Origin of the sequence: Streptomyces phaeochromogenes (assembly GCF_001418655.1) — a bacterium.
GTDB lineage: Bacteria > Actinomycetota > Actinomycetes > Streptomycetales > Streptomycetaceae > Streptomyces > Streptomyces phaeochromogenes.
This window is the reverse complement of the sequence record NZ_LIQZ01000132.1, coordinates 1-16,221: the sequence shown is the minus strand read 5'-3', so window position 1 is coordinate 16,221 and position 16,221 is coordinate 1. Positions and strand designations below refer to the sequence as shown.

Below are 16,221 nucleotides of genomic sequence, written 5' to 3'. Positions count from 1 at the left end.
CCGCCAGGCCGACCCCGAGCAGCAGCCCCGCCACCTGCGGAGCCCCCTCGGTGGTGCCCACCGAGGCGATCGCCACCGGCACCCCGAAGGCCATGCCGACCGTCCCGCCCCCCAGCCAACTGCCCGCATGCCAGAGGCGTCGCGTGCCATCGGTGCGGTGCTCCCGCACGAATCCCCCCAATTGCTTGGCCGCTTCCGTGCGCCTCATCGGGCCCTCCAGGTCATGGACATCGCAGACTGTGCCTCGCCCTCGATCGTGACGATCGTGGTGTCACGTGGATCGGCTGGGCCATTTCCACACCGTGTTCATAGAAGCGCAGCTGTTCGTCCGGTCGGCGAGGGTTGCCTGGGACGCGGTAATCGGCGGCAACGCGCTCGTGCCCGGCCGCAGACTCCTCGTAACTGACAGCACGTCACTCTGTGCGTCGTACGACGGGAGTTCCCGTGTCATCGTTGAAAGCGCCCTCCATGAAGGCGCTGTCCGCCGAACTGGCCGTGCTGCGGCCCCGCATGGACGCCGTCAGCCTGTCCATCCACGCGCATCCCGATGCGAGAACCCGCGGCGACGCCCCTGGCCCACGACCGCACGCAGGTGGTCGCGACCGTGCTCGCCGACGTCGTCGCACTGCTCACCGAGCCGGAGGTACTCGTGGCCGCGCGGGTCGAATTCGATGGGGTGCCGGTGTGAGGCCGCCGTACACTCCCGCTCATGTCGGTGGTGATAGTTCTGGAAGGCGCCGCCCGCGACCGGTTCACGGTCACGGTGTCCCCACTCGCCGAACTGGCCGCCAGCCTGCACGTGCTGACCGGACACGCCCACCACACCGAGCACGCCGACTGGGCCGCGCGGATCACTACCGCCGCGCCGGCCGCCTTCAGGGCCGGCCTCGGACGGTTCGCCCCGCTGTGGACGCCGCTGCGGTGGCGCGGATTCTATCCAGGGCTTCCCACACCGCTGACGGAGCTCGCGGTGGACCGGTTCGCCGAGCTCACCGCGTACACCTGCGTGAGCGGCTACCGCACCTTCCGCTTCGGCAGGGTGCTTCACGACCGGACACAGGCGCGTGCGCTGCGCCAGGCCGCGTCCGCGCTGCCGGATCCGCACTCCGCCCTCGCCGCGGACCTGCTGCGCGACCCGCAGGCCCTGCGCGCCGACGTCCTCGGCTTCCTCGACCTGTGCCGCCGCGTCTACTTCGACGAGCTGTGGACGCATACCGCACCCGTTCTGGCCCGGGCCGCACACCAGATGCGCCGACGGTTCACGGACGAGGGGGCCGAGGCGGCCCTCCTCTCGCTCAGCCCGTCCAGTATCCGCCTGGACAGCCCGGCCAGGGTCGTCCTCGACAAGGTGCACCACGCGGTGGTCAGCCCTGCCCGTACGCCGCTGCTGCTGATCCCCACCCACTACGGCGCCCCGCACCTGCTGGTGAAGGACGAGCCGGGGCTGCCCCCCGTCGTGCACTTTCCCGTCGACGCCCCTCGGATCGGCGTCACCCTGGCCCGCAGCCGCATGCTGGCGCTCACCGATCCGCGTCGGGTACGCCTGTGCCGCCTCATCGCACGCCAGGCGATGACCACCGCCGACCTGGCGGACCGGCTGTCGATGACCCGCCCGCAGGTCGCGCGGCATCTGCGCACCCTGCGCGACCTGGGCCTCGTCCAGGTGGAGCGCCACGGCCGCTATGTGCACTACGGGCTCGACCTCACCGCCGTCGAACGCATCGGGCAGGACGTGGCGACGGCCCTGCAGTACTGAGCGCAGTACTGAACGCAGGGCTGAGCAAGCCGAGGAGGCGGTCCGCGTGAGAGACCGTTACCCGATCGTCTGCCACCGCGAGCTGCGTCCTCGGTGGCGGTGGAGTGCGTGGCGCGAGCGGCGCCATCCATTGATCGCCGGGCGCGGTCAGGTTCTTGTGCACAACGTCGAGGGGGCGTACACGACCGGGACAGCCGACCCGGCACGGCGCACCGCCGTGACCCTGGTTGATGTCCGCCCCGGCGTGAGCGTGTCCGCCCATTGGAAGGTGAGGAGCCTCTACGGCGGTGGCTTCTCCGTCACCGTGAGACTCCGCTGTACGGTCGTCGACCCGGCCGAAGTCGCACGGAGCAGACGGGAGGGCAACCCGTGGAACGTGCGGCGCGTCCTCGCCCAGGACCCCAGGCCGCGAGGGCTGGAGTGGAAGTACTCCAGGAGCGACGAGGACCGCCTGCGCCTGGCCCTGACCGCACCGTTCCAAGCGCGACCGGCCCACCGGGAGATCGCCGGGATACGGGTGGAGCTCGCGGAGGTGAGCGTGTGGACGCGATTCCGGGACGACGACGATGACAACGAGGCATGAAGCATTGCGATGACCGCCGGAGGCATGGAAGCAGCGGAGAGGACTATGTAGCCCGAGTCATTGGATGCTCAGCTCCCCCTTGGTGCGCAGGAGTTCGGCGCATCGGCGAGCATCGGCAATGCCGGTCGGCTGAGGGAGCATGGCAGTGACCGGTCGGCAGCAGCGCGGAGGCAGCGAGTGGCCAAACCGTCACAGCCGTGGCTTGGACTGCTGAAGGCCGGATTCGGCCTGACAGCACTCGTCCTCGGCGGTGGATCACAACTGCTGGCCACCATCAAGGCTCTCGCGTTGCCCGGCAGCCTGGTGGCTCTGACCTTTGCCACTACGTACTTGGCGGCGAGCAAATGGATGGCGACCGCCGAGGATCATTTCACCGACGTCATGGCCTTCCGGCGCCTGTCGTGACCGGCAACCGGGGCAAGCCTATGTGCCGCGCTCGGGTTGTCGACCGGCTCGCGATCACCGGCAGCCGCCCCGACCGGACCGATTGCCGCCCGACGGCCTGAACGAACCTGCGACAGGAGAGCTGCACCCAAATCCTTTTCACCTGAGGCCAGTTGGGGGAACACGGCCCGGCCGCGGAGCGTCGACGTGCCGCACCGCCGGAAAGCGCAATCACACCTGATTGAACACTCACCGCCATTGCCTTCGTACTCATGGCCAAGGTGCAAACCACGGGCGCAGTGAAGGATCAGCATGGCAGAAGCGCAGACCTCCACAAATGAGTTGATCGCCGGGAGGTATCGACCGCTCCAGATCGTGCACCGAGAGGAATTCCGGGTCGGCTGGCACGGCCAGGACATGGCGTCCGGCCGATTGGTGTTCCTGGCGGAAGCACGGCTGCCCGCGGTCCTCCGCGAGGAGACGTCCCGGCAGACGACGGCCCGGGTGCTGCGGGAGACCGCGAACCTGGAGGCGGCAGCCCCCGGCCAGGTGGCGACCGTCCTCGACGTCACGGAGCAGAACGGCCGGCTGTGGACCGTCATGGAACCGATCGAAGGCCGCTCCCTGAGCGAACTCCTCGACCGGCGTGGGCCGTTCAACCAGCCTCGGGCGGTCCGCATCGGCCTGCAGATCCTCGATGTACTCGCCGCCGCGCACCGCCTGGGCGTCACACACGGCGACCTCGGTCCCGACCAGGTCTTCGTCAAGGCGGACGGCGGGGTCGTGGTCACCGGATTCGGACTGACCGGAGCGACCCGGTCGTTGAGGGCGACCGCACCCTCGTACGCCTCTCCGGAACAGATCCGCGGTGAGGCGATCGATCCCTCGACGGACCTGTGGGCCCTGGGAGCGCTGCTGCACACCATGGTCGAGGGCCGGCCGCCCGCTTCGAACCCGGGGCAGGGCCAAGGTACTTCGACCTTCGCGCAGGTGTACACGGGAGAGGGGACCGAGGGAGGAGGGGAGAGATCCTCGGGGGACGACGTCCACACCGGCCGGCTGCGCCAGACCATTCACGGGCTGCTCCGCGAGAACCCGAACGAACGGCTCACCGAACCGGTACTGCGCCAGGCGCTGAGCCGCATGGTCAGCGAGGGCTCGGCCGAACAGTCGCACATGTTCAGGCTGCGCGGAGCGTACCGGTCCGCGCAGGGGGCGGAACGGGGCTGGCGCAGGAAGCGGCCCATCGTCCTCGCCATCGTCGGTTCCGCGCTGGCCGTCGTGGCCATCCCGGTCGTGCTCGCCGTGAACAGCAGACCGGCCTCGGACACACCCGACGCCTCAGGCCCCGTACCCACCGCGTCCGGATCCGCCGCCGCGCCGCCTCCCGCGGCTTCCGCCCCTGCCGGCCCCTCCGCGGACCCGACCGGCGGCGCCTCGGCAAGCGCATCGGACCCGGGTGCGCCAGCCGCCCCCTCTCCTACAGCTTCCGCCAGCAAGACGGCGCCGCCCGCCACCAAGCGCTACGACGCGCCGGAAGGGTTCTCGGTCCAACTGCCCTCGGACTGGCGGCGTATCAAGGACTCCGGGCGACCGGACAACGCCTTCAGTGTCACGTTCGGCGCCACGGGCGACCCTCGCGCACTGAGGATCACCTTCGGCAGGGTCCCCTCATCCGACCCCGTCACCGTCTGGCGCAACTTCGAGCCCCAACTGCGGAGCCTCACCCCCGGCTTCGACCGCATCGGCGACATCCGGCGCGTGGACGGTTCCGATGGAAAGGCCGCCGACCTGGAATGGTTCGCCGACGGCGACCCCGACCGCACGCGCACGCTCGCCCGCGCCCTCCTGGTCGACACCGACCTCGGCTACTCCATCAGGTGGACGACCCCGGCCGACGACTGGAACACCCCCGCCAACCAGCAAGCCCTCAACACCTTCTTGACATCCTTCCGTCCGGCGGCGCGATGAACGACCCCACCCTGTTCGTCCGCTGGGACAGTCACCTCTGACGCGTCCGCTTCCGCTGCCGGCCTCGGAGCGGCCGGCCATTCGGCCTTGCCCGCCGCCGGAGCCGTCCGTTGAGCGGTTCGTGTTCCCGGGAACCTCTGGAGCCGTACAGGCGTCGCAAGGATCATCGGCGCATGGGGCGTACAGGCAGGGGGCCGATGAGCCGGTTCGAGTTCGGGGAGTACCGGACGCTCGTGCTGCTCGGGGCGGGTGGCATGGGCCGTGCGTATCTGGCACGTTCGGGGTCGGGGCGGCTCGTCGTGGTCAAGGTGATGCATGCGCACCTCGCCGCCGAACCGCTGTTCCGGGAGCGGCTGCGGCGTGAGGTGCAGGCGGCGCGTGCCATGACCGGCCCGTTCACGGCGGCCGTGCTCGACGCGGAGCCGCAGGCCCCGCTGCCGTGGCTGGCCGTCGAGTACTGCGCGGGCCCCACTTTGTCGGAGGCGGTGGCCGGGTACGGGCCACTGGCGGCCGGCGACCTCGCCTCGCTCGGTGCCGCTCTCGCCGAGGCGCTCACCGCGATCCACACGGCGGGCCTGGTGCACCGGGACCTGAAGCCGGCGAACGTCCTGGTCACCGGCCAGGGTCCACGCGTCATCGACTTCGGTATCGCGAAGGCGCTCGGTGACGGACCTGCCTCGGGCTCCTCGGACGAGGCCCTGACGGGGAGCGGGGACATGCTCGGCTCCGTCGGCTTCATGGCTCCGGAGCAGATCACGTACGCCACCGAACCCGCCGCCTCCTGTGACGTGTTCGCGCTCGGGGCGCTGCTCGCGCTGGCGGCGACGGGCCGCAATCCGCACGGCGGGGGTACGGCACCGCAGATCGTTTACCGGACGCTTCACGAGGACCCGGACCTCGTCGGCGTACCGGACGGGGAGTGGACCGCCTTCTTGACCCGCTGTCTGTCGAAGGGGCCGGATGAGCGCCCCACCGCGGCGGACGTCCTGGACTGGTGCGCCGTCCGCGCGGCCGAACGGCCGTGGTGGGAGCGGCCGGAGATGACCGCACTGATCGAGGGCCACGAGGAGGCCGTCGCGCGCCGGATCGCCGTCTCGGCCGAGGCCGACGGCGAAGGGGCCACCCGCATCGACCGCCCGCCGACCCCTCCGACTTCGGCAGGTCCGTCGCGCAGACGCGTGTTCGCGTGGGTGGGCGCCGCCGTCACGACCGCCGCTGCGGCGACGGCGGCGACGATCGCCCTCCTGGGGGACGAGTCCGGCACGCGGCGACAGCCGGTCACCCCGTCCTGGCGCTCCGGCACCCCGCTGTGGAGCCGCGAGGTGGGCGCCCTCGAATACGGCGGCACGCTGACCCGTACGGCCGACGCCCTATACGTACGCTTCGACGGCACTGCCCGCCGGCTCGACCCGCAAACCGGCGCCGTGGCCTGGGAGTTCGAGGACGCGTCCGCCGTCCTGCCCCACGGCGACACGGTGTACGTCACCTACCGCCCGACGGATCTCGCCTCCCCCGGGATCGTGGCGATCGACGCGGCGGGCGGCACCGAGCGGTGGCGCACGGGCGGCCTGGAGTCGAATCCGTACCGCCGCCCCTACGGTTTCGGCTCGCCCGACGGTAGCGAGACGCTGCTCGCCGTCACGCGTCGCACGGCTTGCCTGGTCACGTTCGCCAAGTACGACACGTTGTGGACACGGCGCTCGAACCGGGGGCAGCGCTGGCGGGCGTACGGCTTCGATCTGCCGACGGGTGCCCCGCTGTGGTTCAGGGGCGGTACGGCGGCGCAGGTGACCGCGCTGGACGCGGCGGGCGGCCGGTTCGCCCTGGCCTCGGCGACCGAGACATACGGTCCCCTGTACGTGCTCAATGAGCGCTCGGGCGAGGAGGAGCCCAGCATCCCCGAGGGCTCGGCCACGCCCGAGGTGCATCCGGGAGCCCGGGGAACCCACTACTACACGACGCAGACGTCCGTGCGCCGGGTGAACCTGGCCACGGGGAAGGCGCGGTGGACACGGCAGCTGGCGGACGCGAAGGTGGTGGCACCGCTGGTCGGCGACGAACTCCTCGTAGCCGCCACGGCCAACGGCCTGGGCGCACTGGACACGGCCGACGGCGACCGGCGTTGGTGGCGCGACGACGTCCGCGCGCTCACCGCCACCGACGGCCGCCCTCTGGCGGACGGCACCGTGGTCTACGCGACGGGTCCCCGACCGGGCGTCTCCGGCACGCCCGCGGGCACGTCCGCGTGGGGTATCCACGCCCTGGCGGCCACCACGGGCCGACTGCGCTGGGCCGTCCCGGTGGACGGCCTGACCACGGCGTCGTACGGGGCGGCGGGCGACGGCCTGATCCACGTGTGCACCGGCACAACGCTGCAGACGTTCCGCGGCCCGTGAGCCACGCCGGTCCGTGCGAGCAGGCACAGCGGCAGCAGTACCCGCGCACCGACGACCAACCCCGACGGCGAACGAAAGGCTCCCAGGAGACCCGCGCATGACCACCACCCTGCAACCCGAGGACCCCAAGCAACTGGGCCGGCACCACCTGATCGGCCGGCTCGGCGCCGGAGGCATGGGCCAGGTCTACCTCGCCCGCTCTCCGGGCGGCCGTCTCACCGCCATCAAGACGATCCACGAGCACCTGGCCGCGGACCCGCACTACAGGGAACGGTTCCGCCGCGAGGCCTCCGCCGCCCGCAGGGTCACCGGCGCCTACACGGCCCCCGTCCTGGACGCCGACCCCGACGCCCGGCTCCCCTGGCTGGCCACCGCCTTTCTGCCCGGAGTGACCCTGCGCCGGGCCGTCGCGGCGACCGGCCCCCTGCCCGCACCGGCTGTACGCGCCCTCGCTGCCGCCCTCGCCGAGGCGTTGCGCGACATCCACGCGGCCGGCCTCGTCCACCGTGATCTGAAGCCGTCGAACATCCTGCTCACCCGGGACGGCCCCCGAGTGATCGACTTCGGCATCGCCCGCGCAGAGGACGACCGGGCCCTGACGGAGACCGGGGGAATGATCGGCACCCCCGGGTACATGTCCCCGGAGCAGATTCTCGACGGCCCTGCGGTGACCGGGGCGACGGACATCTTCGCGCTGGGCGCGGTGCTCGCGTTCGCGGCGACGGGCCGGGACGCGTTCGGCGCGGCCTCCGTACCCGCGCTGCTCTACCGGATCGTCCACGAATCGCCCGAACTCGACGGCGTACCCGTGGAGTCGGGCTTGAAGGACCTGATCGACGCCTGCCTCGACAAGTCCCCCGGCAACCGCCCCGATGCCGCCGCGGTACTCCTCCGCACTGTCACACCCACCCCGTCGGCCTGGTGGCGCGACGAGCCGCTGCGTTCCCTGGTGGCCGACGCCGAGTCGACGCCGTACCCCGGCCCGGAGCCGATGCCGGCTCCCACCGTCTCGCTGCCGGACCCAGCTCCCTCCCCCTCCTTCCGGTGGGGCGAGTTGTCCCGCCGCGCCGCTCTCGCAGCCGGCAGCGCCGCCTTCGTCGGCCTGCTCGGCTACGCGGTGGCGCGGGGCGGTGGCACCGACGACCCGGACGAGGATCCGGACGCCTGGAAGGTGACCGGGGGAACGGCCGCCGCCCCCGGCGCGATCCGCTGGCGTCTGAGCGCCGGCGCCGGCCGCGTGGACGCCCTGCTCGCCTCGCCCGCCGGGCTCGTCCTGCACGGGCTCGAAGGAACGGGCACCAGCATCGGTTCGACCCAGTTACGTACCGCCTCGACAGGCCGTCGGCGCTGGGCTGCACAGACCTCTGGCGACGTCCCTGACGACTGGGGCGTCACCGACGACGGGCTGCTCCTCGCGGGCGACATCGGCCTCGCGCCCACCGCCACCAGCACCGGTAAAGCCCTTCCCAAGGCGGCGACGCCGGAGCCCACCCAGCAGTGGTTCGCGCTCGCCGGCACCATCATGGTCATCCGCGACACGGACGTGCTGCGCGCCGTCTCGCTCACCACAGGCACCGAACTGTGGCGCCGCAAGCAGTCCACCGAGTGGCGCCGACCCGCCGTCGTCGGCGACGCACTCCTGCTCACCGACGAGTTGGCCCGTCCGACCTGCGTGGACGCGAGGGAAGGCGAACAGCTGTGGACCTACCGGGAGTTGGGCGAGGGCGACACGGTGACGGCCGTCGGCGCACTGCCCCCGGACCGGTTCGCACTGCTCACCGAGAAGGGCTTGCTGCACATCGTCGACGCCCGCAACGGAGACCGGACAGCCGCCCGCGCTCTGAAAGCCGAGATCGCACGCGGTGCCACGGCTCTCGCCCGCACCGGCACGGCCGGCCTCCTCCTGACCGGCTCCACCCTGCACGGCTTCGGCCTCGACGACGCACGCCTGAGCTGGAGCACGCCCGCACTCGGCCTCGACGCCTGTTGGACCCGGCGCCCCGGCGGCGTCCATGTCCCCGTCGTCGCGGGCGGACTGCTGCTGCACTGGAAGGACGGCCATACGCTCACCGCTCTCGATCCGCGCACGGGCCGGTCCCGCGGCCGGGCAAAGCAGTTCGAGGACACCGGCACCGCCCAGTGCCCGCCTACCGTCGCACCCGACGGCACCACGGTGTACGCGGCAGCGGGCCGTGCCTGCGCGGCACTGCGGACGACCGCGAAGGGCCTGACCGAAACACACACGCGCACAGCCCCCGCTCCCGTCACCGCCCTCACGGCCGACACCCGCGGCTGGTACGCCTGCGCCGGCCGCAAGACCGTGATGGCGGTCAACGGGTAGCCCTCGCCCAACCGGCCATGTCGGCCGGCACCTGCCTGCCTGCGCGGCTACCTCACGGCCATATTGATAACGGGATCCATTTTCATATAGCCTCGGCCCTGCTCACTCACCAAGGAGGACCGACATGGCCGTTCCCAAGCGGAAAACGTCCCGCAGCAACACCCGCCACCGCCGCGCCCAGTGGAAGGCGGCCACCTCGCAACTCGTGCCGGTCACTGTCGACGGAGTCGCCCGACTCGTGCCCCAGCGGCTGGTCAAGGCGTACGAGCGCGGGCTGCTGCGCCCCGAGGGCTGACCGGTCATGAGGTTCGACCGACTGCCCGTAACCGTCCTGTCCGGATTCCTCGGCGCGGGCAAGACCACCCTGCTCAACCACGTCCTGGGGAACCGCGAAGGCCTGCGCGTCGCGGTCATCGTCAACGACATGAGCGAGATCAACATCGACGCCACCCTGGTGCGCGGCGGTGAGGCCGCCCTGTCGCGGACCGAGGAACGACTGGTCGAGATGACCAACGGCTGCATCTGCTGCACCCTGCGCGACGACCTGCTGGAGGAGATCGACCGGCTGGCCCGCGAGGACCGCTTCGACTACCTCCTCATCGAGTCGAGCGGCATCTCGGAACCGATGCCGGTCGCCGCCACGTTCGCCTTCGCCCGCGATGACGGCGCCACCCTCGGCGACCTCGCCCGCCTCGACACCATGGTCACCGTCGTCGACGCGGCGAACTTCCTGCCCGAACTGACCAACGGTGACGAACTCGTCGAGCGGGGCCTGGACCAGTACGAGGACGACGAACGCACGGTCAGCGACCTGCTGATGGACCAGATCGAGTTCGCCGACGTCATCGTGCTCAACAAACTCGATCTCGTCGACGAGGATGCCGCGGCCCGGCTCCGGGCAACGCTCAGCCGCCTCAACCCCGTTGCCCGGATCGCCCCCGCCGTCCATGGCCGGGTCGAGCTCGGCGCGGTGCTCGGCACCGGACTCTTCGACCTCGAGCGCGCCCAGCAGGCACCGGGCTGGGTCATGGAGCTCAACGGCGACCACGTCCCGGAGACCGAGGAGTACGGCATTTCCTCGGCCGTCTTCCGCTCCGAAGTGCCTTTCCACCCGGGCCGGTTGTGGTCCTTCGTCACCGGTGAACTCGACGGTGGCACCTTCGGGCAGGTCCTGCGATCCAAAGGCTTCTTCACGCTCGCGAGCCGCCCGCATGTGACGGGCCTCTGGTCGCAGGCCGGCTCGGTCGCCCGCTTCGAGCCCTCCGCCGCCCGCGACACCGACGGACCGAGCGGCCAGGAACTCGTCTTCATCGGCACACACCTGCACTCGGAAGCTCTCCACGCCGCGCTGACCGACTGCCTCATGACCGACGGCGAGAGCCTGCCGCCCGTCGACCCGTTCCCCACCTGGGACACCTACGGCATCGACGACACCTGCGAGCACGAGCACCCCGAACTCGCGGCCGAGGCCTGAGAACTCCGGGTCGGGCAGTACACATCGAGAACGGATCACTCCAGAAGAAGGAAGTGGTGCGGACAACCCGCTCTCCTTCGGCTCGTTCCACCAAATAGGCACGGCCTGGCGGCACTTGTTCGCGTTCCAGGACGGCGCCATGACGAGATGGCTGGCCAACTCGGCCGTCTACTCGGGCGGTTCGCTCATCCTCACGCTGGCCGTCAGCGTTCCGGCCGGCTACGCGCTCGCGCTGACGAAGTTCAGGGGCCGCAAGACGCTCCTCGTGATCACCATGATCATGCCGCAGGCCACCCTGGTGCTGCCGATCTTCCTGGAACTCAACCGCTTCCACCTCATCGGCACGATCTGGTCGGTGATACTCCCCTTCTCCTTCTATCCGTTCGGCGTGTACCTGGTCTACATCTACTTCGGGAGCAGCCTCCCCAGAGACCTGCTCTCCGCCGCGCACATCGACGGCTGCACGGAGTGGCAGCTCTTCGCACGCATCGCGCTCCCGCTCGCCAAACCGGTGGTCGGACTGGTCGCGTTCTTCAGCTTCGTGGGCAACTGGAACAACTTCTTCCTGCCCTACCTCGTCCTGCCGAACAGCGAGCAGTTCCCCGTCCAGGTGGGCCTGAACCAACTCCTCACCTCGACGCCGTCCTTCAACCCCGTCGCCGGCGCCGGACTGAACGTCACCATCCCCGAACTCGCCCTGGCCATCATCGTCGCCATCCTGCCTGTACTGGTGCTCTTCGTCTTCTCGCAGCGCACCCTGGTGGCCGGGATGCTCGCCGGATCGAGCAAGGAATGAGCGCTGCCCCCTATCGCCCCTGACCTGGTGCAGAAGCCGCGCACCTTCCGCGAGGACACCGGTCGGCGGGAGGAGGTCGTCGGCAGCCTGTCCGAGATGTTCTACGAGGTAGGTGAGCCGCTCAACTGCCCGCGGCGAAAGTCGGACATGAATTCGCCGCTTGTTGGGAAACTCCGACAAGTGCGCTGATCTGCCGTCCCGTTGGTGGCCGTCCGAGGAGAGTGTCCTGCTCATGAGCCAACCGGAGTTGTCGGGAGGGGCGTTGGCGGGTGCTGCGGAAGGGTACGTCGTTCTCGCCGTGCTGTGGCGGGGTCCGCGACCGTGCCGACCGGGCCACGGCGGTCAGCGGGGACACCTTCTGCTGTCACGTCAAGCAAGTAAGGGAGCGGGGCCGGCGTCATGAGCAGCGAGTTGGGGTGGATCACCGCCGGCTGGCTGCTGGGGTTCGCCGGGTTCAACGCGGGCCTGGGTGTGGCCTGGTGGAGACGTACGCGCGCGGAGCGGCGGTTCCTGCGGGGCGCTCGGAAGGCGGTCGTGGACCCGATCCAGGCGGGGTGGTGGCTCGGCGCCTCGTGGAAAGGCGCGTCGGCCCAGCGGGAGAGATACGCCGCCGAGGTGGCCGTACGACTGCTTGTCCTGGCCGGCCCCGCCCAGGTCGACGGGGACGGTCGGATCAGCCTGGCGCCGGGGCGGCACAGCGCTCCGGAGGATCCGGCCCTCGCGACCCTCGCGGCCGGTCTGCGCCGCGACGAGGGCGTCACCGTCCACGAACTCCTCATCGAGCAGCGTTTCGCACCGTTCCGCACAGCCCTGGAAGCACGCCGCGCTCCCCTGCGCCGCTGCTTCGGCGCGTACCGCGTCCCCGCACTGCTCGCCGCCTTGGTGGTGTCGTTCGGGATGTCGATGAACGCGATGCTCCTGGGCAACGGGTTCCCGGGCCTGTCCGACCAGGATCCTGGATGGTGGACGCTTCTGTGGATGGCGCTCTGGGCCGCCCTGTCCCTCCTGGCGGCTGCTTGGCCGGCGGAAGCGTCCCGCCCCTGGCCCATGTTCACCCGCCGCTGTCGCGCCGCGCTCGCACGGGCGCTGGCCGACGAGAGCCCGGAGACCGGTTTCAGGGTCTCCAGAGGGGCGTTCCCTCCGCCCACCTCGCAGGCGTCCACTGCCGGTGCGAGCGTCCGTCGCCCCCCGGACGAGCCCAACGACCGTACGGAGCACGGGGATCCCGCCCAACTCGCCAACGACACAGCGGACTTGGATGTGGACCACGACAGCGGCTTCGTGGGAGGCGACTGAGGCGGGACGCGACACGCCGTCAGCGCCGAATCGAAGTAGTTGCACAATCAACTTCTGTAGTCTCGTGCGCATGACGGCCGTGGACGACCGTCCCGCTCTGCCAACTCCCTTCCGGGGACCGGTATGCGCTGGTCGCCCGAGGGGACGGCCGATGGTTGCCACGACTAGTCAGCAAGGACCAGCCATGAAGATCGGTTTTGCGCTCCCGCAGTTCCACAAGCAGGCCCTGGGCATAGCCCGGACCGCGGAGTTCGCGCGCGAGGCGGAGAGCGCGGGCGCCGCGAGCCTGTGGGTGGGCGACCGTAATCTGGCCGCCGTCAACCCCAAGGTCGGCTACGGCGGGCAGGGCGACTCCATTCCGGCCGAACTCAACACGGCCGCCGACCCGTTCGTACTCCTCGCCATCGCCGCGAGCGCCACCGAACGCGTACTGCTCGGAACGCATGTACTCATCGCCCCGCTGTATCCTCCCGTCCAGCTGGCCAGGTCGCTCACCAGCATCGACGTGATCAGCGACGGCCGCCTGCTGCCCGGCTTCGGAATCGGCTGGTCACCGGAGGAGTACGAGGCGGCGGGCTCGGACTTCACCCGGCGCGGCGCCCGGATGAACGAACTGCTCGACGCTCTCGACGCCATCTGGACCACCGACCCGGCCCAGTACAGCGGTGAGCTGATTTCGGTGCCCCCGCACCACTCCCCCCTCAAGCCCGCCCGGCGTCCCCGTCCGCCGTTCTACCTCGGAGCCATGTCCGAGCGCGCCCTGCGCCGGGTCGCCGAGCGCGGTGACGGCTGGCTGCCGCTGGTCGTGGTGCCCAGTTACGTGGACATCGACGGACTGGTGAGCCAGCGGGCGGCCATCGACCACTTGGCCCGGGAGGCCGGCCGGGACCCGTCCGCGATCGATGCCGTCCTGCGGGTCAACATCGATGCGGGCACCTCGACCCAGCAGGTCGCTGAGACCATCAAGGCTGTCCACGAGCGCACCGGCATCGACCACTTCATGGTCGACTCCATGTACGCCGTCCACACCGTCGACGAGTCCCTGACCGTCGCCACCGAACTGATCGCCCTGGTCGAGAAGGGCTGACGTCGCTGCGCCGATCCCCCTGTCGCAGCCAGAGTCGCCGCCAGGGGGATCGTTCGGTTTGGCGGGGTGTCCTCCCACCGGGACCCTTCTCGGCCCACCGCCCGGCCCGGGCGGGCAGGACACAACGACAGGGGGCGCGATGCGAGCCGGTACGGGGCTTCGGTCGCAGATACCGCTCCTGGTGTGCGGGGTCATGGCCGTGACCGCGGGCTGTGGAGGTTCCATCGACGAACAGGGCGGCGGGTCCCTGGAGTTGGAGGCGAAGTGGCACGACAGGATCAGCGAGGCGGTGAACGCGAAGCCCGACGGCTGCAGGGCGGGCGTGGGCAGTGCATGCGAGACCCATGCGGCGGCCGTGCACGCGATCACCGAGCGGTTGCACAAGAAGGTGGAGGCTCGTCCCGACAAGGACTGCTACCAGGCGACACTTGACGGCACCACCGCCATCAACGAGCAATACGACCAGTACTTCACCGAGTTGTGCGCCACCGTGCCCGAAACCACAGTCGATGCCGCGACCACCCAGAAGTTCAATACCTGCTCCGGGCTCTACACCTCGATCATCACAGGCGCGAGCGACCTCCAGGACAACCTGCGCCCGTCCGAGTAGTCCAGGGCGGGCCGAGGCCTGGCCGGAAGCGGGACGGCCCCATGCCTGCAACCGTGCTGGGCCCGGGCGCAGCCGACCTGGGTCAGCCGGTCCGTTCGAGGTACGACGCCAGGTTGGCCAGCGAGGAGGCGATCCCGGTTTCGTGGTCCGCCTGGTCGATGCCGGGTGGCACATCCGTGGCGGTGACGGTCACCTCGGTTCCGTCACCGGCGGCAGCGAGATGCCAGGTCATCGTCATGGTGCCCGCGAACGACGGGTCGTCGGCCTCGAACACCGCCCTCTGCACCACGCGCTCCGGCGGCACCAGTTCGGCGAACCCCACGTCGACGACATCCGTCGTGTCCGAGGTCTTGCCGGGGCTTTCGGTGGGGTCGAGGTAGGTGAGGACCATCCGGAATCCGCCGCCGGGCCGGGGATCCCACCACTCGACCCGCCCGCGCATGCCGTCCGGCGGCAACCAGGCTTCCAGGGACTCCCGGTCGAGCAGGGCGCCGTAGACGGTCGCCGGTGGTGCCGCGATCACTCGGCTGGCGCGGTCGGTCCTGTCCATGGCTCGAGTCTAGGGCGAAGGCGGTTCCCCACGCGGTGCGGGGCGACGGTGCCCGGGCAGTGCCGGGACGGGCTCCGTACCAGGTGAACTGTCACCTGCTGTGTCCGCTCCCGTACAGTCCGCCTTGGTGCCGGCGCTCCTCCGTTGCGGCCGAGCCCGGCGGTCGACCAGGAGAGAAAACATGGACACTGAAGCCGGTCCCGGCTCCCCCTCGTACGCCCCCGGAACGGGGCGGCCGGTACCCGAAGCCGAGCCCGCACTCGTGAAGCGGTGGCATGCAGGTGGAGGTGAACTGGTCGAGCTGCTGTCCCAGGTGCGCGAGCGGTTAGGCGGCGTCGCCGCGTTCCGCCTCGGGCCGGCCCCCACCGTTCTGGTCACCGACCCGCAAGCGGTCCAGCACGTACTGGCCCGCCATCCGGAGCGGTACGTCAAGCGCTCCCACCGTGCCCGAGTGCTGATCGGCGACGGTGTCCTGGCCGCCACCGGTGCGGCATGGAAGCAGCAACGCCGTTTGCTGCAGTCCCAGTTCACCGGTACCGGGATGCGCCGCTACGAGCAGCGGATCACCGGGGCCGCCCTGACCACCGCCGGACGCTGGGACGGGTACGCCCGTACCGGGCAGCCTTTCGATGTCGGGCAGGAGATGCGCCGCTTCGCCCTGGACTCCATCTGGCGCTCCCTCACCGGGCACCCGCTCGATGACGAGACCGAGCGCGAACTGGCCGCCGTGGAAAACGTGGGGGCCGCCCTTCCGACGCTGCCCGCCGATATCGGCGACGCCCAGGAAGCCGTCGCCGCCGATCTCGCCCGGATCGACGCGGTCGCGCGGCACGCCATCGAGTCCGCCCGCGACGGAGCGGCCGGCCCCGACGGCCCGGGCCTGCTGCACGTCCTGCTCGACGCCGCCGCCGAGCACCCCGAGTACACCGACCGGCTGATCCGCGACGAACTGGTCACGCTGCTCGCGGCCGGGCACG

General features: G+C 70.7%; 14 protein-coding genes and 2 pseudogenes. 14 read left to right on the top strand and 2 right to left on the bottom strand.

Annotation, left to right across the window (positions count from 1 at the left end):
- Positions 1-208, bottom strand: a pseudogene (locus tag AOK17_RS18475) (hypothetical protein); the annotation flags it as partial.
- Positions 209-547: 339 nt separating this feature from the next.
- Here AOK17_RS18475 and AOK17_RS50785 point away from each other — a divergent pair.
- The 13 genes and pseudogenes from AOK17_RS50785 to AOK17_RS18415 all read left to right on the top strand — a co-directional run bounded on the left by AOK17_RS50785 (position 548) and on the right by AOK17_RS18415 (position 14,694).
- Complete coding sequence (locus AOK17_RS50785) at positions 548-688, top strand: hypothetical protein (RefSeq protein ID WP_157881357.1); 141 nt, start codon at positions 548-550, stop codon at positions 686-688.
- Positions 689-709: 21 nt separating this feature from the next.
- Positions 710-1,756 (top strand): ArsR/SmtB family transcription factor, encoded by a 1,047-nt coding sequence (locus AOK17_RS18470; protein WP_055613601.1) that lies wholly within the window; start codon positions 710-712, stop codon positions 1,754-1,756.
- A gap of 46 nt (positions 1,757-1,802) precedes the next feature.
- Positions 1,803-2,339 (top strand): hypothetical protein, encoded by a 537-nt coding sequence (locus tag AOK17_RS18465; RefSeq protein ID WP_157881356.1) that lies wholly within the window; start codon positions 1,803-1,805, stop codon positions 2,337-2,339.
- A 177-nt stretch (positions 2,340-2,516) separates the two neighbouring features.
- Positions 2,517-2,744 carry a hypothetical protein gene (locus AOK17_RS18460; protein ID WP_055613599.1) on the top strand — a complete coding sequence of 76 codons (228 nt, stop codon included), beginning with the start codon at positions 2,517-2,519 and terminating at the stop codon, positions 2,742-2,744.
- Positions 2,745-3,035: 291 nt separating this feature from the next.
- On the top strand, positions 3,036-4,694 hold the full coding sequence (locus AOK17_RS18455; RefSeq protein ID WP_063997250.1) for a serine/threonine-protein kinase: 1,659 nt from the start codon (positions 3,036-3,038) through the stop codon (positions 4,692-4,694).
- 197 nt (positions 4,695-4,891) lie between these two features.
- On the top strand, positions 4,892-7,090 hold the full coding sequence (locus AOK17_RS18450; protein ID WP_055613597.1) for a protein kinase domain-containing protein: 2,199 nt from the start codon (positions 4,892-4,894) through the stop codon (positions 7,088-7,090).
- A gap of 97 nt (positions 7,091-7,187) precedes the next feature.
- Positions 7,188-9,431, top strand: a complete 2,244-nt coding sequence (locus AOK17_RS18445; RefSeq protein WP_055613596.1) for a protein kinase domain-containing protein — start codon at positions 7,188-7,190, stop codon at positions 9,429-9,431.
- A 124-nt stretch (positions 9,432-9,555) separates the two neighbouring features.
- Positions 9,556-9,726, top strand: coding sequence for a 50S ribosomal protein L32 (gene rpmF / locus AOK17_RS18440; RefSeq protein WP_055613595.1), 171 nt, complete (start codon positions 9,556-9,558; stop codon positions 9,724-9,726).
- A gap of 6 nt (positions 9,727-9,732) precedes the next feature.
- Complete coding sequence (locus AOK17_RS18435; RefSeq protein ID WP_055613594.1) at positions 9,733-10,905, top strand: GTP-binding protein; 1,173 nt, start codon at positions 9,733-9,735, stop codon at positions 10,903-10,905.
- Positions 10,906-10,966: 61 nt separating this feature from the next.
- Positions 10,967-11,701: pseudogene (locus tag AOK17_RS18430) on the top strand (carbohydrate ABC transporter permease); the annotation flags it as partial.
- A gap of 399 nt (positions 11,702-12,100) precedes the next feature.
- Positions 12,101-12,997 carry a hypothetical protein gene (locus tag AOK17_RS18425; RefSeq protein ID WP_055613593.1) on the top strand — a complete coding sequence of 299 codons (897 nt, stop codon included), beginning with the start codon at positions 12,101-12,103 and terminating at the stop codon, positions 12,995-12,997.
- 184 nt (positions 12,998-13,181) lie between these two features.
- Positions 13,182-14,084 (top strand): TIGR03619 family F420-dependent LLM class oxidoreductase, encoded by a 903-nt coding sequence (locus AOK17_RS18420; RefSeq protein WP_055613592.1) that lies wholly within the window; start codon positions 13,182-13,184, stop codon positions 14,082-14,084.
- 139 nt (positions 14,085-14,223) lie between these two features.
- Positions 14,224-14,694 (top strand): hypothetical protein, encoded by a 471-nt coding sequence (locus tag AOK17_RS18415; protein ID WP_157881355.1) that lies wholly within the window; start codon positions 14,224-14,226, stop codon positions 14,692-14,694.
- A gap of 82 nt (positions 14,695-14,776) precedes the next feature.
- On the opposite strand, the gene AOK17_RS18410 is transcribed toward AOK17_RS18415, so the two are convergent.
- Positions 14,777-15,244: an SRPBCC family protein gene (locus tag AOK17_RS18410; RefSeq protein ID WP_055613590.1), complete on the bottom strand. Its 468-nt coding sequence runs from the start codon at positions 15,242-15,244 to the stop codon at positions 14,777-14,779.
- Between the two features lie 181 nt (positions 15,245-15,425).
- Here AOK17_RS18410 and AOK17_RS18405 point away from each other — a divergent pair.
- Positions 15,426-16,221: cytochrome P450 (locus tag AOK17_RS18405; RefSeq protein ID WP_157881354.1), on the top strand; the 796-nt coding region annotated here is incomplete at its 3' end.